The following is an 18,453-nucleotide window of genomic DNA, read 5'->3' on the forward strand; positions in this document are numbered from 1 at the left end:
GAAAGAGAGCCTCACCGTGCCGGCCGGCGCCTACCAGGACGCGGTCCGGATCGAAGCCAGGATGCAGATGCGCATCCGCCTGACCGGCAGCCAGCGGACGGTGCTGGGCACGGACGTGATGACGGCCTGGTTCGCCCGAGGCGTGGGGCTCGTCAAATACGTCGAGCGGCAGGAAATTCCGGCTGTGCGGGTGGACCGAGGCCTGGTGACGGAGATCGCCGAGGAGCTCGAAGAGGTCGAGATCAAGGCCGAGACGGCCTCACTCGATCGGGGCGAACCCCCGGCGCAGGGTGTTCTCGCTGACCACGCGCGCCACCATGAACTGGGGCAGGTAATCTTCCCCGCCGGCCTTCGTGCCCAAGCCGGACAGCCGGTGCCCCCCGAAGGGCTGTCGGCCGACGAGGGCCCCGGTGATCGGCCGGTTGATGTACAGGTTGCCCACGTCGAACGACTCGCGCGCCCGGCCGATGTTGACCGGGCTCCGTGAATAGACTCCGCCGGTCAGCGCATAGCAGGAGGCGTTGGCGAGCGCGAGCGCCTCGCTGAAATCCCTGGCCCGCATCACCGCCAAGACCGGCCCGAAGACTTCCTCCTGGGCCAGCCGATGGTGGGGCTGGATCTCCGCCACGATGGCCGGACCGATGAAATAGCCCTCCCCCGGCACCTCACGCTCCAGCACGAGACGTCCCTCCTTGCGGCCGATCTCGATGTAGGCCCGGACCTTGTCGCGGGCCCGCTCGTCGATCATGGGTCCCAGACGGTTGCCCGGATCCTCCGGAGGCCCGATCCTCAGGCTCGCCACCGCGTCGGCCAGCCGCTGCAGGAACTGGTCGTGGACCGGTTCCAGAACGATGGCCCGGGAGCAAGCCGAGCACTTCTGGCCCTGGTATCCGGTGAAAGACGCGAGCGTCCCCAACACCGCCTCGTCCAGGTCCGCCGTGTCGTCCACGATGATCGCGTTCTTTCCTCCCATCTCCGCGATGACCCGCGGGACGGACCGCTGGCCCGGTTTGACCTGAACCGTCCGAGCCAGAATCTGCAGGCCCACGTCCTTGGAGCCGGTGAAGGCGACCACCTGGACCTCCGGCCGCGCCACGAGGGCCTGGCCGAGGTCCGGTCCGCCGGGCAGAAATTGCAGCACCCCTTCCGGGATCCCCGCCTCTCTGAACAGCTCCACCAGCAGGTGTCCCAGGACCGGCGCCCGCTCCGATGGCTTGAACAGCACGACGTTCCCGGTGACCAGCGAGGCCGACACCAGTCCGGCGGGGATGGCGAGGGGGAAGTTCCATGGCGCAATCACGGCGGCCAGGCCCCTGGGCGCAAACGTGAGGTGGTTCAACTCTCCCGGCTCGTGCCCCAGCCGGCGCGGCTGTCTCAGCCGGACCATGTCCCTGGCGTAGAACTCCAGAAAATCAATCGCCTCCGCCACGTCCGCGTCGGCTTCATGCCATGGTTTTCCCGTCTCGAAGATCTCCCAGACGGCCAACTCAAACCGCCGCCGCCGCATGGCGGCCGCCGCGGCGAGCAGCAACTCGGCCCGGCGGGCCGGCGCCGTCCCGCTCCAGTCGGGAAAGCTGGTCAGGGCCCGCTTGACCGCCGGATCGAGGTCGGCTGGGGAGAGGCTCCGCACCCGTCCGATGACCTCGTGAGGCCGGCTGGGATTCAGGGAGACCAGATCCGGACCGGTCGGGGAGGACCCTTCAGAGCCGGCCGGCTGGATGGTCCGGCCCAGTTGCATCCGGACCAGGGCAATCGCCTCGGCCATGCGCTCCCGAGCCCCGGCTCGTGAAAAGTCCGTGTGGGGCTCGTTGACGAACGGCGCGTCGAGGGGCTTCGTACCCGAAGCCTGCCCCTCGCGGCCGTCCCGATCTGGACCGCCGCGTGCGACCGGAGCCTCCGGGGGAGCCAATAGCCGGTCCAGCGGCTCCGATTCGGCGTATTCCTTCCGCAGAAACGATTCGTTCGAGGTGTTTTCCAGCAGACGGCGCACCAGGTAGGCCATGCCCGGGATCAATTGCCCGACCGGCGCGTAGAGCCGGAGACGGCGGCGACTCTCGACGACCGCGGCCTGCAGCGGCTCCGCCATGCCGAAGATCATCTGGAACTCATAGGCGGAGGAGGGGAGGCCGGCGGTCTGCGCGGCGGCTTCCGCATGGGCCAGGCTGCGCAAGTTGTGGGTGCCGAACGCCGGCCGGACCAACTCGGCATGCGCGATCAGGGTCCGGCTCATGGTTTCATAGTTGGCGTCGGTCTCCACCTTGGTCCGGAAGACGGGCACCGGCCAGCCACGCTGCTGGTAGCGAACCATCTCGGAATCCCAATAGGCACCCTTGACCAGCCTGACGGCGATCGGGACGCCGCGCTGCCGGACCCAGCGCAGCAAGGTTTCCAGATCGCCAGCCGATTCCCGGAGGTAGGCCTGCAGGGCGATCCCCCCGAACTGGTACCGGCGGTAAGGCTCCTCGGAGAGCAGGCGGGTGAAAATCAACAGGGTCAGGTCCTTCAGCTCGGCCTGTTCCATGTCGAACGTGACGGCGGCCGGCAGGGACTGGGCAAGGTCCAGGATCGGGCGGAGGCGGGCCGAAACGGCCCGATACCCCCCTTCGGGATCGACGGGATCCAGTTGCGAATACAGGGCCGACAGCTTGACGGAAAGGTGCACGCGTGGGACCGGCCCCAGGCGATCCCGCTCCAGATCGGGAGCCGACGGCCAGTCGAGCGCGGCCTTGCCGAGCGTGGCCAACGCCTCCAGGCACCGGTCCCGATACTGGTCGGCTTCCTTCTCGCTCACCGTGGCTTCGCCCAGCAGGTCGACCGTGAAGCCCCGGCCCTCCCGCCAGAGGCGCGCGAGCACCGGAACCGCTTCTTCGACGGACGCGCCGGCGATGAACGTCCGGGCCATCTGGGTGATCTGTTGACGGAGGGTCCTGGCGCTCAGCCGGGAGCCGAGCCTGGTCGCCGAGAGGGCGCGCAGGCCCATCTGAAGAGGGTTCGCCGCCGTCTTCAACCCACCGAAATATTCCTCGGCCAGCCGCGCGACCTGCTCGTCGGTGCGGAGCGACGGGAGCAGATCAATGAAGCGGAAGAGCTGCACCTTGAACGCCTCGTCCTTCATGCACCAGGCGAGCAGGGTGCTGGACCACCAGCGGGAGTCGAAGAGGGTCGGCGCGAGCCCGGCTGACCGCTCAGCCAAGGCCTGCCCGATCCGGCGAACCGCCGGCTCCAGTTCTGGGTCGAAACCGGTCATTGGACCTTCGCCCCTCAGAGGATCGTCCGGCTCGTACACGGACGCTTCAAGTATACACCGACTAGAAAGATTTGCTTGAAAATTGCGGATCGGTCCGTTATCATGACGCGGTTTTTTTGGCCGTAACCCGCCGGGCGACAGCAACCCGAACCAGGAGGGGGAAGAGTGGCAAAACCGGTCCCGCAGAAGGATTACCCTACGATCGCGCTGTTCACCATCATCACGCTGGCGACGCTCGTCGGCGTGCCCGTCGTGGCCGCGACGGTCGGGTTCAGCACGCTGGACTGGATCATGTTTGCGATCCTGTACATCGTCACGGGATTGGGCATCACGGTCGGCTACCATCGCCTCATCTCTCACCGGAGCTTCGAGTGCCCGGCATGGGTCAGGGCCTGCTTCCTGATCGCGGGCGGCTGGGCGTTGGAGAACTCGGCGCTCCGCTGGTGCTCCGATCACATCCGGCACCACGCGCGCTGCGACCAGGAGGAGGACCCCTACAACGCGTTGAAGGGGTTCTGGTACAGTCACTGCGGCTGGATCTTCTACAAGTCCCCCTATCGCGACGAGAAGTACGAGTCGCGTCTGCGCAAGGACCCGCTCATCATGTGGCAGCACCGGTACTACGTGCCGATCGTCCTGTCCGGTCTGGCCCTGCCGTTCGTCGTCGGCCTGCTGTACGGCGGCTGGATGGGCGGGTTGAGCTGCTTCGTGCTCGCCGGAGTCTGCCGGACCTTCCTGGTCCTGAACTCCACCTTCTGCATCAACTCCATCTGCCACCTCTGGGGCTCCCAGCCGCACAGCACCCAGGACAGCAGTCGGGACAGTTGGTGGATCTCGCTGATCACTTTCGGTGAGGGCTACCACAATTACCACCACACCCACCTGCGCGACTATCGGAACGGCCCCAAGTGGTATAACTACGATCCGTCCAAGTGGCTGATTTTCGCCATGTCGAAGGTGGGGCTCGCGTTCAACCTCCAGCGAAGCTCCTAGCCGGGTAGCCGCCCCCTTCCTTCCCCCGAATCAGCTCGCGCCCCATCGGAGCATCCTCCCTCGCGCCATGTCGGCCGTGCGCCATGGTCCGTAATGGACTCCCGGTCATCTTCAGCAGACGGCCAAACTTCTACTCGTCTTGTATTGCTTGAAAATATGTTAAGCATTGGATTTATTGAGAAAATAAGTCGGACCGATTTGGTCTGGTTTTTTTCATGACCTCAGCATATAATGTGGCTTTCAGCGGAGGTTGATCCCATTCATCCAATTCTATCCATTCATTTCTACAAAAGGAGAGAGGCGTATGCATTGTCCACGGTGCAAAGGCGTCATGGTCCAAGACGTCTTTGAAGATATGCAGGACGATACAGGATCGCTCCACTTCCAGGGATGGCGCTGCATCCTCTGTGGAGAGATCCTTGATCCGGTCATCGCTGCCAATCGAGAATCCCGTCCCTCGCCGCTCCTGGGCCGTGCGCGAAAGAAGTTCGCCACGCAATTGAGCTAGCCAGATGGCCCAGACGCCCCGGACAGGCCGCGAACCGCGCACAGCCGAGTTGCGCTTCGCGGTCGTCGCCCTGCGGCATGCGCGCCATCCCACGATACCCCGACTCAACCCCGAGGAGACCACTGCATGGCCGAGGTGAACGAATCGTCCCGCCAGGGTTCCGGGCAGGGCAAATCGGACCTGATTCCCGGCGTCAGGCACGTGATCGCGATCAGCAGCGGAAAGGGCGGGGTCGGAAAGTCCACCGTCGCCGCGAATCTGGCGGTCGCCCTCCGGCTGTCCGGAGCGAGGGTCGGCTTGATGGATGCGGACGTCTACGGGCCGAACATCCCGATGATGATGGGCGCGCCCAAGCCCCCCGAGCAGCAGGACGGGAAGATCAAGCCGGCCGAAAGCCACGGCGTCAAGCTGATCTCGATGGGCTATTTCGTGCCGGAAGAGACCGCAATCGTCTGGCGCGGGCCGATGATCCACACGGCGATCCAGCAGTTCTTTCGGGACGTGCTGTGGGGCGAGCTCGACTACCTATTGATTGACCTGCCGCCCGGAACCGGCGACGCGCAGTTGACCATCTCCCAACTGATCCCCCTGACCGGAGCCGTGGCCGTGACCACCCCGCAGGAGGTCGCACTGCACGACGTGCGGAAAGGGCTCATGATGTTCCAGAAGGTCAACGTGCCGTTGCTGGGCATCATCGAGAACATGAGCTATTTCGTCTGCGGCCACTGCGGTCACCGGACCGAGATCTTCTCCCACGGGGGAGGGGAACGGGCTGCCGAAAAGCTGGGGATTCCCTTTCTCGGCACGATCCCGATCGATCCGGAAATCAGAGCCGGAGGAGACGCGGGCCTGCCGATCGTCGTCTCCCGCCCGGATTCCCCCCAGGCCAAGGCCTTCGCGAAAATCGCCGCGAAGCTGATCGAAAGGATCACGGCCGACGTCGAAGCCGAGGGCAAGGGCGCCTCACCCATTGACAGCCTGTTGAAAAAGCTCAAGCGCCCCCTTAGCGCCGGGTGACGGTCGAATTGGGAGCGGTTCGACCGCGGCCCTTGTCGAGAACCGAGAAAGGAGAATCCGATGGGTGAATTCGTGAGAATCGCCGGCACCGGAGACGTGTCGCCTGGCTCCGGGATCGTGAAGGAAGTGAACGGCCAGTCCATCGCGGTTTTCAACGTCGGCGGCACCTTCTATGCGATCGACAACACCTGCGTCCACCGCGGAGGCCCGCTGGGGGAAGGAGAACTGGACGGCGACACGGTGACCTGCCCCTGGCACGGATGGGCGTACGACGTGAAAACCGGCAAATCGCTGACCAACCCCTCGGCCTGCGTCAAGTCCTACCAGGTCAAGGTCGAAGGAACGGACGTGAAGGTGCTCCTGTAGCTGCCCTTTTCCTTCCTCGCCCCTTGAGTCATTTCCGGCAGCCCTGCATAATGGGGCTTGCTGAAGGGAGAGGGCTTCTCCCTTTCCGTCTTGTCCGCGAACCCTCACGGAGGAGCGACGGAATGGCCGCGCAGGTGTCGGTGTCCGGCCTCATCGAAATCACGGAAACGCTCGTACGGCTCTACGTCTTTCTGGCTCAGTATTTGGACCGGTGCCGCGACGAGGGCCTCCGCAGGTCGTTCCCCGAGCAGGAGCTCCAGCACCACCTCTCAACGACCAAGACCAAACTGCTCGCGATCCTGTCCGTCAACCGGATCGTCAAGGGCAAAGTGGAGTACGAGTGCGAACGGATCCTGTCCCTGGGCGCCGCCTGTCTGAAGGACGGAGCCAGGAGCGCCGCCCTGCTGGGCGACGTGGAGGACGCGCGCGCCGTGCTTCAGAACAAGACCATCGCGCTGAGCGATCTGCTGGCGGTCTTTCGCGCCTTGTAGGTCACTTCGAGGTCGCCGTGGAACCAGCCCCGTTCGACGAGATCATCGAGAAACATCACGTGTCCGGGCTGGACGAGCGGCAGCGCGGCTTCAACCGGACGGCGGAGATCAACGGATCTGGCGAGGCCTGCCGGGCCACGTTCCGGTACGAGACGACCAGGATCGTCACCGACTGGCTCCCCACGCGGGCCGACGCGCTCAACGAGCTGATCCGAACCCTGCAGGCGCGCGGCTATTCCCAATTGAGGAGCCGCCTCAGCTTCCAAGGGCCGCGGTACGTCGGCGGTCAGGACTTCTGGATCGACTACCCGGACCCCGATCGTCCCCCTGAGCCAATCGGGAAATCCGTTGCAGGGTCTGCCGGGTGGCTGCGGCACCTCAGCCGGATCTTTCGACGATGACCTTCATCCCGACACACGAGATCGCCCGGAGCGGCTCCGCTTCCCCCGATCCGGGACCCCGCCGGCTTCCCTCCTGGTTCAAAGTCCGGCTCACCCAGGGGCCCGACTATCGGGACATCCGGCGGATCATGGACAGCCTCGAACTCCACACGATCTGCGAGGAAGCCCGCTGCCCGAACATCTGGGAATGCTGGAACAACCGGACCGCGACGTTCTTGATCCTCGGCGACATCTGCACCCGTCGCTGCCACTACTGCTCCGTGACCACCGGCCGGCCGACGGAGCTGGACCGGAGCGAACCCCTGAGGGTCGCGGAGGCCGTCCAGGCACTCGGGCTCCGGCACGCGGTCATCACCTCCGTGAACCGGGACGAATTGGCGGACGGCGGCGCGTCGGTCTTCGTCGAGACGATCAGACAGATCCGGCGGCTGATCCCGACCTGCGCGGTGGAGGTCTTGATCCCGGACTTCGAAGGGAACGAGGCGGCCCTGGCCTCCGTCACGGCGGCACGTCCGGACATCCTCAACCACAACATCGAGACCGTCCCTCGGCTGTTCCCTTCGATCAGGCCGCAAGGCCGGTACGCACGCTCGATCGAGTTGCTCGGCCGCGCGAAGCGGCGAGGGGCTCGGACCAAGTCGGGCCTGATCGTCGGGATGGGCGAATCCCTCGACGAGGTACGAGAGGTCATGGGGGACCTGCGCGCCGTCAATTGCGACATCCTGACGATCGGCCAATATCTCCAGCCCACCAGGCAGCACCTGCCGGTGGCCCGCTTCTACCATCCGGACGAATTTGCCCGCCTCAGGGAAGAAGGACTCGCGCTGGGCTTCAGCCACGTGGAGTCGGGGCCGCTGGTGCGGAGCTCCTACCACGCCGAACGGCAGGCCGCCGGGCCAGCCGGTTGAGGCAACCGCATCTCTTTCAAAGTTGACGGAGCCCCCGGCCTCCGTTACTATTGAGCGGCAATTCTCGCTAAGAACTCATGGAATTTTCCAAACACTTTCAGCGGGTTAAAGCAGCGGCCCGGGTCGCGTTCGCGGTCGGGCCAACAGCGGACCCGTTGACAGCCGAAGACCTGGCACTTTTGGAGAAGGTCGCCGCGACCGTTGTGGCCCGCGGCATGGCCGGTCCGGCGGTCCTGTTCCTGGAATCCGCCGGCCCCATGAATTTCCTGGGCAGCCAGGCTTTGCACTTCCTGACCCCCATCCTCGACCTCGCCTGCGAGTCCGGCCAGATCGAACGGGCGGCCCGTCTGCTCGAACGGCGCGACGCGATTCCGCGGCTCATCGCGCTCATCGAGGCCAAGTCCGATCAGGGAAAGACGCCCGCTCGATGATGGACTCGTCCCCGGACGTCGGACAGAAGCCGCCAGACCCTCCCCTTTCGGTGATCATCGCCACGGACTGCGGGAGCACGACGACCAAGGCCATCCTGATCGAGAAGGTCGGGCAGGAGTACCGGCAGACCCACCGGGGCGAAGCGCCGACCACCGTGGAAGCTCCCTTCGAGGACGTCACGCGCGGGGTGCTGAACGCGTTCGCGGAGGTGGAAGAGCTGTCCGGCCGCAAAATCCTAGAGGGGGAGCGGATCATCACGCCGGCACGGGAGGAAGACGGGAAGAAGGTCGGCGTGGACATCTACGTGTCCACGAGCAGCGCGGGCGGCGGGCTGCAGATGATGGTGGCCGGCGTCGTCCAAAACATCAGCGTCGAAAGCGCGCAGCGGTGCGCGCTGGGCGCCGGCGCGATCGTCATGGACGTGCTCGCCGCCAACGACGGCCGGCTGCCCCACGAGAAAATCGAGCGCATCCGGACCCTGCGCCCGGACATGATCCTGCTGTCGGGCGGGACCGACGGCGGCACCGTCACGCACGTGATCGAGATGGCCGAGTACATCGCCGCCGCCGAGCCCCGCCCCCGCCTGGGCATGAGCTACCGGCTTCCCCTGATTTATGCCGGCAACAAGGACGCGCGCGACCGGGTGCAGGAGGTCCTGGGGGAAAAAACCGCGCTGGTCGTCACGGAGAACCTGCGCCCCGTCCCGGAGCGGGAAAACCTGGCGCCGGCGAGGACCAAGATCCACGACCTGTTCCTGGAGCACGTCATGGCCCAGGCGCCGGGGTACAAGAAGCTGATCGGCTGGGCCGGCGCGCCGATCATGCCGACCCCCGCGGCCGTGGGACTCATCATGCAGGCCATCGCGAAGCGCGACGGCCTGAACCTGATCGGCGTGGACATCGGCGGGGCCACCACCGATGTCTTCTCCGTGTTCGACGGCCTGTTCAACCGCACCGTCAGCGCCAACCTGGGGCTGTCCTACAGCGTCTCGAACGTGCTGGCGGAAGCCGGCCTCGCGAACATCATGCGCTGGGTGCCCTTCACGATCGAGGAGCAGGTCCTGCGCAACCGGATCAAGAACAAGATGATCCGTCCCACGACCATCCCCCAGACGCTGGACGAGCTCCAGATCGAGCAGGCGATCGCGCGGGAAGCCCTGCGTCTGGCCCTGATCCACCACAAGTCGCTGGCGACCGGCCTCAAGGGCGTGCAGCAGGAGCGGACGATCTCGGACATCTTCGAGCAGCAGGCCACAGGCCGCACGCTGATCGACATGCTCAAGCTGGACCTCATCGTGGGCAGCGGCGGCATCCTCTCCCACGCTCCGAGACGGGTCCAGGCCATGCTCATGATGGTGGACGCCTACGAGCCGCTGGGCTTCACCGTGATGTCCGTGGACAGCATCTTCATGATGCCGCACCTGGGCGTCCTGTCCACGGTCAGCGAGCGGGCCGCCACCGACGTGTTCGAGCGGGACTGCATGGTGTACCTCGGCACCTGCGTCGCGCCGATCGGGCAGGGGAAGGAGGGGGACCGGTGCGCGGACTATACGATCACCTTCCAGGGTGGCCGCCCGTCGGAAACAGGCACGTTGACCTTCGGCGACTTGAAGCTTATCACCCTCGGATTGGAGGAGCGGGCCACGGTCGAGCTGAAGCCGGCCAAGCAGGTGGACCTGGGGCAGGGGAAGGGCCAGCCGGCGACCAGAGAGGTCCGGGGCGGGGTCGTGGGGCTCCTGCTGGACGGGCGGGGACGTCCGCTCCAACTGCCGGCCGACCCGCAGGCCCGCGTGAGAGCCCTGACCCGCTGGCACGAAGCGGTGAATCTCTATCCAGCGTGACGGGTGACGCGTGACGGGTGACGAGTTATGAAGAGACCGTCTCAGGCTGTCGGCTTTGCGGTTTTTGCGCGTCACGCATCACGCTTCACGCATCACGGTCGTTGAAGAGATGGCGCATTCGTACACTCCCGGCCTCACGGTCACCGAGACGACGGTCCTGCGGAAGAAGCGGCTGCTGCCGATTCCCGGCACCGTGACGGCCCAGGTCGGGCAGGACGTGTCGTCCGAGACGGTCGTGGCCAGAACCGAGCTGGCCGGCAAGGTCCACGTCGTCAACGTGGCCAACCTGTTGGGCGCCGCGCCGGACGAGATTCGCGACTATCTCGTCAAGCGGGAAGGGGACCGGGTCGGACGGGACGAGGTCATTGCCGAAAACAAGCCCTTCATCAAATGGTTCAAGACGGAGGTGCGCTCGCCGATCGAGGGCACGCTCGAATCCGTCTCCACGATCACCGGACAGGTGTTGCTGCGGGAGCCGCCACGCCCGTTGGAGCTCCTGTCCTACGTGGACGGAAGAGTGGTGGAGGCCCTGCCGGATCAAGGTGTCACGGTCGAGACGGCCTGCAGCCTGGTGCAGGGCATCTTCGGAATCGGCGGCGAAACCTGGGGCGAACTCGTCATGGCGGTCCAGGCCCCGGACGAGCCGCTGACGCAAGCCCATCTGAAGCCGGAGATGCGGGGCAAGATCGTGGTGGGCGGCTCGTTCCTCGGCGCCGACGCCATGTCCCGCGCCAAGGCCGTGGGCGCGGCCGCCCTGGTCGTCGGCGGCATCCACGACAAGGACCTGCGGGAGTTGCTCGGCTACGACCTGGGCGTCGCCATCACCGGCACCGAACGGGTCGGGTTCACCCTCGTCATCACGGAAGGGTTCGGGAAGATTCCCATGGCCGCCAAGGCCTTCGCGCTCCTGTCACGGCACGCCGGCCAGAAGGCCTCGGTGTCCGGCGCCACGCAGATTCGGGCCGGGGTCATCCGTCCGGAGATCATCATCCCGTCACCCGTCACCCGTCACCCATCTCCGGACTTTGGGAAGGGCGAGGGGGAACGCGGGGGCCTTCGCATCGGCGACCAGGTTCGCGTCATCCGCGACCCCCTCTTCGGCAGGATCGGACAGGTCAAGGCGCTTCCCCATGACCTCAAGCAGATCGAGACCGAGAGCCACGTGCGCGTCCTCGAAGTCGAGTTCGCCGACCGCACGACCGCGGTCATCCCGCGAGCCAACGTCGAGCTCATCGAAGGCTGACTGGATGGAACCGGCGACCCTGCGAATCTTGGCGAAACGGACTTCCGCCTGGACCGGCCTTCTGTTTCTGTTGGCGAGTCTGGCCGGGCCGGCCTGGGCCCAGCCGGGCCCGCCCCAGCCGAGCCGGGTCCGCCTCCTCGACACGCCCAGCGACGGGGGAGGGAGCCTCACGGTGGTCTGGGCGCCAAGCGAAGGAGAGGACGCGACGCTCCGGTACGAGATCCGGGTCGCCGAGGGAGGCGGCTCCATGGAGGCGGCCCCCGCCAAGGTCGTCGCGGAATTTCCGGCCAACTCCCACTATGTCCGCGATCTCAAGGGGCCCTGGTGGACGAGACCGGCCAGACCGGACTTCCACCTCTACCAGATCAGGTCCGGGAAGGGGCTGACCCTCGAAGACGGGACCGTCTACGCGGTCACGGTGACCGCCGTCAGAGACGAGGAGCGGGCGTCAACTACGGTCCAGGCCTCGCCCGAACCCAACTGGTTCAACTGGAACCAGTCGAACAACCTCCTCCTGGCCCTCCTGTTCGGCGCGGTGGTCCTGGCCTCGATCCGGTCGGCCAAGCGGAAGGAGATCTTTCTGCGCCGCATCCCGGGCCTGGACGCGGTGGACGAAGCGATCGGGCGGGCGACCGAGCTGGGGAAGCCCATCCTCTACCTCACGGGGGCGGGCGACATGAGCGAGCCCTCCACGCTGGCGGCCGCCGTGATCCTGGGTCGGGTCGCCAAGCGGGTCGCGTCCTACGAGACCGACCTGCTCGTGCCCCACCGCGATCCGGTCGTGATGGCCGTCTGCCAGGAGATCACCAAACAGGCTTACCTGGAGGCGGGCAAGCCGGACGTGTTCAAGGAGGACTCCAACTTCTTCATCACCACGGACCAGTTCAGCTACACGGCCGCGGTGGACGGGATCATGCTCCGGCGCAAGCCGGCCGCGAATTTCTTCATGGGGTCCTATTTCGCCGAGTCCCTGCTCCTGACCGAGACCGGCGCCAGCACCGGCGCGATCCAGATCGCCGGCACCGACTCCGACCACCAGCTCCCGTTTTTCGTCACCACCTGCGACTACACCCTGATCGGCGAGGAGCTCTACGCGGCCAGCGCGTACCTGTCGCGCGAACCGATCCAAGTGGGCACGCTGCGCGGTCAGGACATCGGCAAGGCCTTCCTGCTCGGCGTCCTGGTCCTGGGCACGGTCGCGGCGACGGTCGGGGTGCTGACCGGGAGCGACGTCTCCCTGTACCTGTTGGACCTGTTCAAGGACTCGAAATGATCTTCCTGCGCCGCCAGTTGCCGCTGCTCATCACGTTCGTGACCGGGTTGGCCTTCGCCGCCCAGTACTACGTCCCGCACCCGGCCTCCGAGCAGATGCTCACCTCGGTCACCAAGTGGCTGCAGATCATCGGCGGCTTCGCGCTCGTGCTGGGCGTCACCAGCCTCTTTCACATCCACGCGGTCAAGATCCGGCGCAAGGAGCCGGGCTGGGGCTACAGCTTCGTCCTCTACGCCGGCATCCTCGGCACGATCGCGGTCGGCCTGTGGCTGGAAGGCAAGGAGACGGTCAACGGCACGATGACCGCGTTCGGCTGGATCTATAACTTCATGATGGTGCCCCTCCAGGGAACGATGTTCGCGCTGCTGGCCTTCTTCATCGCCTCGGCCGCCTACCGGTCCTTCCGGGCCAGGAGCCGCGAGGCGGCGGTGCTGCTGGTCGCGGCGGTCATCGTCATGATGGGGCGGGTCCCGCTCGGCGAGTACCTGCTCCCGGTCAGCGGGGATGTCACCCAGTGGATCCTGAACGTGCTCAACGCCTCGGTCCGGCGGGCGATCCTGATCGGAATCAGCCTCGGCGCCGTGGCCCTCTCGCTCAAGATCATCTTCGGGATCGAGCGGGCGTACCTGGGCGGGGGGAAGGAATAGCGTGAGACGCGAGACGTTAGACGTCAGACGAGGGAACAAAGGGTCGAGATCCGTCACGTTTCACGCCTCACGCTTCACGTCTCACGTGGCTTCGCGATGACGTTCGCCGAGCGCATGCTGAAGATCGACCGCCGGATCATCTTCCTGATCATCGGGATCTGCACCCTTCTGCCCTTGCTCTACCCGGTCGGGCTGGCGATCCGGATCTCGCCCGAGGTCCGCGCCGTGTACGACTACGTCGAGCAACTGCCGGAAGGCTCCGTCTTTCTCCTGTCGCTGGACTTCGACCCAGCCTCCAAGCCGGAGCTCTACCCCCAGGCCGTGGCCCTACTCCGGCACGCCTTCAAGAAAAAGCTCCGGGTGATCGGCATGACCCTCTGGCTGCCCGGCACCGGCATGGCCAACGAGGTCTTCACCAAGATCGCCGCGGAGCAGGGCAAGGTCCCGGGTCAGGACTACGTCTTCCTGGGCTGGAGCCCCGGCGGCAGCTCCGTGATCATCAACATGGGACAGGACCTCTACAAGGCCTTCCCGACCGATTACAACAACCAGCCGACCAGGGAGCTGCCGGTCCTCCAGGGGATCCAGAACCTGCGGGACGTGAGTTACGTGATCAGCCTCGCGGCCGGCACCACGGGCATCGAGACCTGGTACGTGTTCGGGAAGGACAAGTACAAGTTCGAGCTGGGCGGGGGCTGCACGGGCGTCATCGCGCCCGGCCTGTACCCGCTGCTGCGCAGCGGACAGATCAACGGGCTCATCGGCGGCCTGCGCGGAGCGGCCGAGTACGAAGTGCTGATCGGGCAGAAGGGGCGGGCCGTGGCGGGCATGGACGCCCAGTCCGCCACGCACTTCGCGATCATCGTGCTGGTCATCCTCTGCAACGTCTTCTACCTCTCGATCCGGAAGGAGCGGGGCCGGCAGGGGCAGCCGCCCACGTCATGAGGGCACGCCGGGGGAACCATGCCGTTTGAAACGCTGCTGGGAGCGTGGGTGGCCGCCGGGCTGACCCTCTTCATCCTGACCTTCCTCTACGAGGACAACCCGCTCTTCAAGTTGGCGGAACACCTCTACGTGGGCGTCTCGGTCGGCTACGCGATCGTCAAGACCTACGACACGGTCCTCCTCCGCCTGATCTACGAGCCGATGGTCAAGCAGGGGGACTGGTCGCTGCTGATTCCGCTCGGCATCGGCGCCCTGATGCTCGCCCGCTACGTCCCCAAGATCGCCTGGCTGTCGCGGATCGCCTTCGCTTTCATCGTCGGGGTGGGCTCGGGGCTCGCCATCCCGCGCGTCATCTCCTCGTTCATCCTCAAGCAGGTGGAGGACACGGTGCGCCCGCTGGCCTCGCTGGCGGACGGGGGCCTGACGTTCACCTACAGCCTGGCCGACCCGGCGAGCAACCTGAACAGCATCGTGCTGCTGATCGGCGTCGTCTCGGTCCTCTTCTATTTCTTCTTCTCGCTCGAGCACAGCGGCCCGGTCCGGATCGCCGCCAGGACCGGCATCCTGTTCCTGATGATCGCCTTCGGCGCGGCTTTCGGCTATACGGTCATGGCCCGCATGTCGCTCCTGATCGGACGCTTGACGGACCTGATCGAGTTCGCGGACGCCCGCTACGGCTGGGCCTCCCTCTGGCTCGTCGTGGTGACCGCGGTCTCCCTCGCGGTGTGGAACGCCCGCCGGTCCGACCGCGGGGAGCCGCCGCCCGGCCCGTGAAGGCACAAGGTTGCGCCGGCGGCGGTCCGGCGGGTATGGTGGAGCGCGAGCCGGCGGCCGATGAGGAACCCTGAGTGAGCGGTGACGTGACGACGACGAAAGACCTGAAACAGTATCCGGTGCTGCGGAACCTCCAGTTCTCGCCGATCAAGCAGGACGAGGAGCAGTACATGGTGCTCTGGGACCCCACGGGCCTGAGCCAGGAAAAACTCGTGCTCCCGCTGAACTATTTCTTCCTAGTCCAGCACCTCGACGGGGAGCATTCCCTGGAGCAGATCGGAGTCGCCTACCTCAAGCGGTTCGGCGAGTTCCTCCTGCCGGACCGGCTCGCCAGGCTGGTGGCCGACCTGGACGCCAAGCTGTTCCTGGAAGGGGAGCGGGTCGAGGCAGCCAGGCGCGACGCGCTGGCCGCGTACCGACGGGAGCCGGTCCGGCGGGCCGCGTTCGCCGGCAAGAGCTACGAGGCGGACGGGGACAAGCTGAAGGCGCAGCTTGCGGGATTTTTCAGCTCGAAAGAAGGCCCGCCGCTGAAGCCCTCCGCCAATCGAGGCAAGAAGATCAGGGCGATCGTCGCGCCCCACTATGAGCTGCGCGAGGCCGGCCCGGTCTGCGCCTGGGCCTACAAGGAGCTGCAGGAGGCCGACCTGCCCGACCTGTTCCTGCTCCTCGGGACCAGCTACGTCGCGCTGAGCAATCTCTTCGCGGTGACGGACAAGGACTTCGAGACCCCGCTCGGCCTGGTGTCCGCCGACCGGAAGATCCTGGACCGGTTCAGGCAGAGCGGAGGGGAGCGCTTCTTCGAGGAGGAGCTCTGCCACAAGACCGAGCACGCGCTCGAGTTCCAACTGCCCTTTCTCCAGCACACGGTCGGCGGCCGCAAACCCTTCACGATCCTGCCGGTCCTCTGCTCCTTCACGCCGGCGCAGGTCCTCGAGCCGCAATCGCGCGACAAGGCGGAGCTGATCGAACAGTTCGTCGCGGGGATCGGGAACGCCGTCGCCGGGTCCGGCAAGGAGTGCTGCGTGGTGGCCAGCTCGAACTTGGCCCACATCGGCCTGCGGTACGGGGACAGTGCGCCGCCCACCGATTTCTCTTTCCACCGGTGCATGCAGACCGACCTGGAAATGCTCAAGCCGGTGGAGGAGCTGAACCCGGAGGCCTTCGCACGGTTCATCCACAAGGAGCACGACAGCCGGCGCATCGCCGGCTTCGCGCCCATCTACACGATGCTGCGGCTGATCCAGGCGGGGAAGGGGGAGGTTTTGCGCTACGACCGGGGGATTACGGACCAGTACAATTCGACGATCACGTATGCCAGCATGGCCTTCTTCTAGGACCAAGAGCGTATAGCATATGGCTTATGGCATGAAAGGCTCGGACATGCTCTCCCAGCCCCCGCCATACGCGATAGGCCATTCGCCACAAGCTCTACTCCTTCACCGTGATCCTCATCTCGACCGGCGCGATCGGGTTGTCGCGCTCGTCCCGCTGCACCGCCACGATCTTGTCGATCACGTCCAGCCCCCGGAACACCTCGCCGAAGACCGTGTACATTCGATCCAGCCCGCTCGAGTCCTTGACGCAGATGAAGAACTGCGAGCCGCTGTCGTTGAAGTCGCGGGTGCTGTTGCTCTCGCGCGGCACCTTGGCCATGGACAGGGCCCCGCGCTTGTGCGGCCGGTCGTTCGGCTCCGGACTGAGCCAGTAGCCCGGCCCGCCGGTGCCGTGCAGGCTCCGGTCCGGATTCTTGCTCAACGGGTCCCCGCCCTGGATGATGAAACCCGGCACCACGCGATGAAACGCCAAGCCGTCGTAGAAGCCCATCTTGGCCAGGTTGAGGAAATTGTCCACGTGCCGGGGGGCGTCCTCGGGGTAGAACCGGATCAGCATCTCGCCGAACTTGGTCGAGATGACCACGCGGGGGTTCTTCTTCTGGAACTGCATCGTCATGCGGGCCAATCTATCAGCCCAGATCGGGCTAGCGCAAGAACCACCCTCGGGCTAGGGGCACGGGGCTAGAGGCTAGAGATGACGAATTTGCCGGTCTTTTCTCCGCCCCCTAGCCCCTAACCTCTAGCCCCTTGCCTTCAGGCACAGCCCGTCCCCCGGCTTGATCCTGAGCCACATGAGCCCCCCGAGGAGCGCGACCGACGCAGCCACGCCCAGCGCCGCGGCCCAGCCCACCTGCTCGGCCAGCCACGGGGTCAACATCGGGGAGAGGCTGCCTCCGAGATTGGCGCCGGTGTTCATCAGCCCCGAGAGGGTGCCGGCGTGGGGCTGGGAGAGGTCCACGGTGGAGGACCAGTAGGCCCCGGCCGCGAAGTAGAGCCAGCCGGCCCCAAGCGAGAGGAGCGTAATCGCGAAGGAGGGGGATTCGAGGAACGCCCCGAACAGGATGGACAGGGAGGAGAGCAGCATCCCGGCCGCCCCTACGAGCGCGCGGCCCCGGTTCACGCCCCACGTGGCCGCCAGCCGGTCCGTCGCCCAACCGCCCAGCGGGCAGAAGAGCGTGATCGCCGCGAAAGGAGCTGCGGCGAACCAGGCGCCTCGGAGCACCCCGAACCCGCGGACGTTGACCAGGTAGAGGTAGAACCAGGACAGGTAGACGTAGGCCACGTACCCCAGACAGGTGTAACTCAGCACCAGCCACCAGACCGTCGGGGTTCGCGCGAACGTCCTCCACGGCACGGCCTGTCCAGGCCGGTCCTGAGCCGGACCCGCCTCGATCAGCGCCGCCTCGGCTCGATTGACGCGGGGATGATCCCCGGGCCGATCCCTGGCGTAGAAGAACCACAGAGCCGCCACCAGCGCGCCGACGCCTCCGGCGAGATAAAACGCCATCCGCCATCCGAAGTTCACCATGATCCAGGCCGTGAGCGGCGGAGTCAGGGCCGAGCCGACACCCAGCCCGCCGATGGCGATCCCGATCCCCAGCCCCCGCTCGCCCGGCGCCAGCCAGTTGGCCACGGCCCGGTTGAAGTTGGGGAGCGCCGCCGCCTCGCCAGCGCCCATGAGGAACCGGACCAGCACCAGTGCTCCAAGCCCCCCCACCAGCCCGGCGATCGGCAGCGTGGCCGCCACGGCGGTGAGCGCGGTGAACAGGGACCACCAGAGCATCGCGAGCGTCAAGACAAGCCGCGGGCCCCATCGGTCCCCGAGCCATCCCCCCGGAATCTGGAAGAGGGCATAGCCCAACACGAAGGCCGAAAACGCCTGGCCCATCTCCAGCTCGGTCAAGCCCAAGGCCGGCATCATCTGCCTGGCCGTCACGGAGATGTTCACCCGGTCGACGTAGGTGACGACGCTGATGGCCAGCAGGAGGGCCAGGATCGTCCAGCGGGTATGAGACGGTCGAAGAGCATCCATTG

Annotated in this window: 17 protein-coding genes; 14 read left to right on the forward strand and 3 right to left on the reverse strand. The window is 66.1% G+C overall.

Annotation, left to right across the window (positions count from 1 at the left end; genetic code table 11):
* Positions 1–259: 259 nt before the first annotated feature.
* The gene (locus AB1411_08180; protein MEW6543575.1) at positions 260–3,247 is read right to left on the reverse strand and encodes a proline dehydrogenase family protein; all 2,988 of its coding nucleotides are present in this window, start codon (positions 3,245–3,247) and stop codon (positions 260–262) included.
* A gap of 165 nt (positions 3,248–3,412) precedes the next feature.
* Between AB1411_08180 and AB1411_08185 the strand changes: the two genes are divergently transcribed.
* The 14 genes from AB1411_08185 to amrB all read left to right on the forward strand — a co-directional run bounded on the left by AB1411_08185 (position 3,413) and on the right by amrB (position 16,419).
* Positions 3,413–4,240: a fatty acid desaturase gene (locus AB1411_08185; protein ID MEW6543576.1), complete on the forward strand. Its 828-nt coding sequence runs from the start codon at positions 3,413–3,415 to the stop codon at positions 4,238–4,240.
* Between the two features lie 634 nt (positions 4,241–4,874).
* Positions 4,875–5,765: an Mrp/NBP35 family ATP-binding protein gene (locus AB1411_08190; GenBank protein MEW6543577.1), complete on the forward strand. Its 891-nt coding sequence runs from the start codon at positions 4,875–4,877 to the stop codon at positions 5,763–5,765.
* Positions 5,766–5,825: 60 nt separating this feature from the next.
* Complete coding sequence (locus tag AB1411_08195; GenBank protein MEW6543578.1) at positions 5,826–6,131, forward strand: non-heme iron oxygenase ferredoxin subunit; 306 nt, start codon at positions 5,826–5,828, stop codon at positions 6,129–6,131.
* 122 nt (positions 6,132–6,253) lie between these two features.
* Entirely contained in the window at positions 6,254–6,622 is a 369-nt protein-coding gene (locus AB1411_08200) for a hypothetical protein (protein MEW6543579.1), read from the forward strand.
* Between the two features lie 17 nt (positions 6,623–6,639).
* Positions 6,640–7,023, forward strand: coding sequence for a hypothetical protein (locus AB1411_08205; GenBank protein ID MEW6543580.1), 384 nt, complete (start codon positions 6,640–6,642; stop codon positions 7,021–7,023).
* On the forward strand, positions 7,020–7,931 hold the full coding sequence (lipA, locus tag AB1411_08210) for a lipoyl synthase (GenBank protein MEW6543581.1): 912 nt from the start codon (positions 7,020–7,022) through the stop codon (positions 7,929–7,931). The genes AB1411_08205 and lipA overlap by 4 nt, the downstream gene beginning before the upstream one ends.
* 77 nt (positions 7,932–8,008) lie before the next feature.
* The gene (locus tag AB1411_08215; GenBank protein MEW6543582.1) at positions 8,009–8,362 is read left to right on the forward strand and encodes a hypothetical protein; all 354 of its coding nucleotides are present in this window, start codon (positions 8,009–8,011) and stop codon (positions 8,360–8,362) included.
* Positions 8,362–10,203 carry a glutamate mutase L gene (locus AB1411_08220; protein ID MEW6543583.1) on the forward strand — a complete coding sequence of 614 codons (1,842 nt, stop codon included), beginning with the start codon at positions 8,362–8,364 and terminating at the stop codon, positions 10,201–10,203. The genes AB1411_08215 and AB1411_08220 overlap by 1 nt, the downstream gene beginning before the upstream one ends.
* Positions 10,204–10,312: 109 nt before the next feature.
* Positions 10,313–11,446 (forward strand): hypothetical protein, encoded by a 1,134-nt coding sequence (locus tag AB1411_08225; protein MEW6543584.1) that lies wholly within the window; start codon positions 10,313–10,315, stop codon positions 11,444–11,446.
* Between the two features lie 4 nt (positions 11,447–11,450).
* Positions 11,451–12,719, forward strand: a complete 1,269-nt coding sequence (locus AB1411_08230) for a DUF6754 domain-containing protein (protein MEW6543585.1) — start codon at positions 11,451–11,453, stop codon at positions 12,717–12,719.
* Positions 12,716–13,366: a hypothetical protein gene (locus AB1411_08235; GenBank protein ID MEW6543586.1), complete on the forward strand. Its 651-nt coding sequence runs from the start codon at positions 12,716–12,718 to the stop codon at positions 13,364–13,366. The genes AB1411_08230 and AB1411_08235 overlap by 4 nt, the downstream gene beginning before the upstream one ends.
* A gap of 96 nt (positions 13,367–13,462) precedes the next feature.
* Positions 13,463–14,311 carry a hypothetical protein gene (locus AB1411_08240; GenBank protein ID MEW6543587.1) on the forward strand — a complete coding sequence of 283 codons (849 nt, stop codon included), beginning with the start codon at positions 13,463–13,465 and terminating at the stop codon, positions 14,309–14,311.
* Between the two features lie 18 nt (positions 14,312–14,329).
* Positions 14,330–15,085, forward strand: coding sequence for a hypothetical protein (locus tag AB1411_08245; protein ID MEW6543588.1), 756 nt, complete (start codon positions 14,330–14,332; stop codon positions 15,083–15,085).
* A gap of 86 nt (positions 15,086–15,171) precedes the next feature.
* Positions 15,172–16,419 (forward strand): AmmeMemoRadiSam system protein B, encoded by a 1,248-nt coding sequence (amrB, locus tag AB1411_08250; protein MEW6543589.1) that lies wholly within the window; start codon positions 15,172–15,174, stop codon positions 16,417–16,419.
* Positions 16,420–16,513: 94 nt separating this feature from the next.
* Here the strand turns inward: amrB and AB1411_08255 are convergent, their stop codons facing one another.
* Together AB1411_08255 and AB1411_08260 are read right to left on the reverse strand one after the other, a co-directional pair.
* A complete protein-coding gene (locus tag AB1411_08255) occupies positions 16,514–17,035 on the reverse strand; it encodes a peptidylprolyl isomerase (protein MEW6543590.1) in 522 nt (173 codons plus the stop codon).
* A 123-nt stretch (positions 17,036–17,158) separates the two neighbouring features.
* Complete coding sequence (locus AB1411_08260; protein MEW6543591.1) at positions 17,159–18,451, reverse strand: MFS transporter; 1,293 nt, start codon at positions 18,449–18,451, stop codon at positions 17,159–17,161.
* Positions 18,452–18,453 lie beyond the last annotated feature (2 nt).

The sequence above is a fragment of the Nitrospirota bacterium genome (assembly GCA_040757595.1).
GTDB lineage: Bacteria > Nitrospirota > Nitrospiria > Nitrospirales > Nitrospiraceae > JBFLWP01.

Bases quoted from the DNA above. Each gene is read 5' to 3' on its own strand.
- AB1411_08200 (MEW6543579.1), top strand. From the start codon at position 6,254: ATGGCCGCGCAGGTGTCGGTGTCCGGCCTCATCGAAATCACGGAAACG.
- AB1411_08260 (MEW6543591.1), bottom strand. From the start codon at position 18,451: ATGGATGCTCTTCGACCGTCTCATACCCGCTGGACGATCCTGGCCCTC.
- AB1411_08215 (MEW6543582.1), top strand. From the start codon at position 8,009: ATGGAATTTTCCAAACACTTTCAGCGGGTTAAAGCAGCGGCCCGGGTC.
- AB1411_08245 (MEW6543588.1), top strand. From the start codon at position 14,330: ATGCCGTTTGAAACGCTGCTGGGAGCGTGGGTGGCCGCCGGGCTGACC.
- AB1411_08190 (MEW6543577.1), top strand. From the start codon at position 4,875: ATGGCCGAGGTGAACGAATCGTCCCGCCAGGGTTCCGGGCAGGGCAAA.
- AB1411_08220 (MEW6543583.1), top strand. From the start codon at position 8,362: ATGGACTCGTCCCCGGACGTCGGACAGAAGCCGCCAGACCCTCCCCTT.
- AB1411_08180 (MEW6543575.1), bottom strand. From the start codon at position 3,247: ATGACCGGTTTCGACCCAGAACTGGAGCCGGCGGTTCGCCGGATCGGG.
- AB1411_08240 (MEW6543587.1), top strand. From the start codon at position 13,463: ATGACGTTCGCCGAGCGCATGCTGAAGATCGACCGCCGGATCATCTTC.
- AB1411_08195 (MEW6543578.1), top strand. From the start codon at position 5,826: ATGGGTGAATTCGTGAGAATCGCCGGCACCGGAGACGTGTCGCCTGGC.
- AB1411_08255 (MEW6543590.1), bottom strand. From the start codon at position 17,035: ATGACGATGCAGTTCCAGAAGAAGAACCCCCGCGTGGTCATCTCGACC.
- lipA (MEW6543581.1), top strand. From the start codon at position 7,020: ATGACCTTCATCCCGACACACGAGATCGCCCGGAGCGGCTCCGCTTCC.
- AB1411_08225 (MEW6543584.1), top strand. From the start codon at position 10,313: ATGGCGCATTCGTACACTCCCGGCCTCACGGTCACCGAGACGACGGTC.
- AB1411_08235 (MEW6543586.1), top strand. From the start codon at position 12,716: ATGATCTTCCTGCGCCGCCAGTTGCCGCTGCTCATCACGTTCGTGACC.
- AB1411_08230 (MEW6543585.1), top strand. From the start codon at position 11,451: ATGGAACCGGCGACCCTGCGAATCTTGGCGAAACGGACTTCCGCCTGG.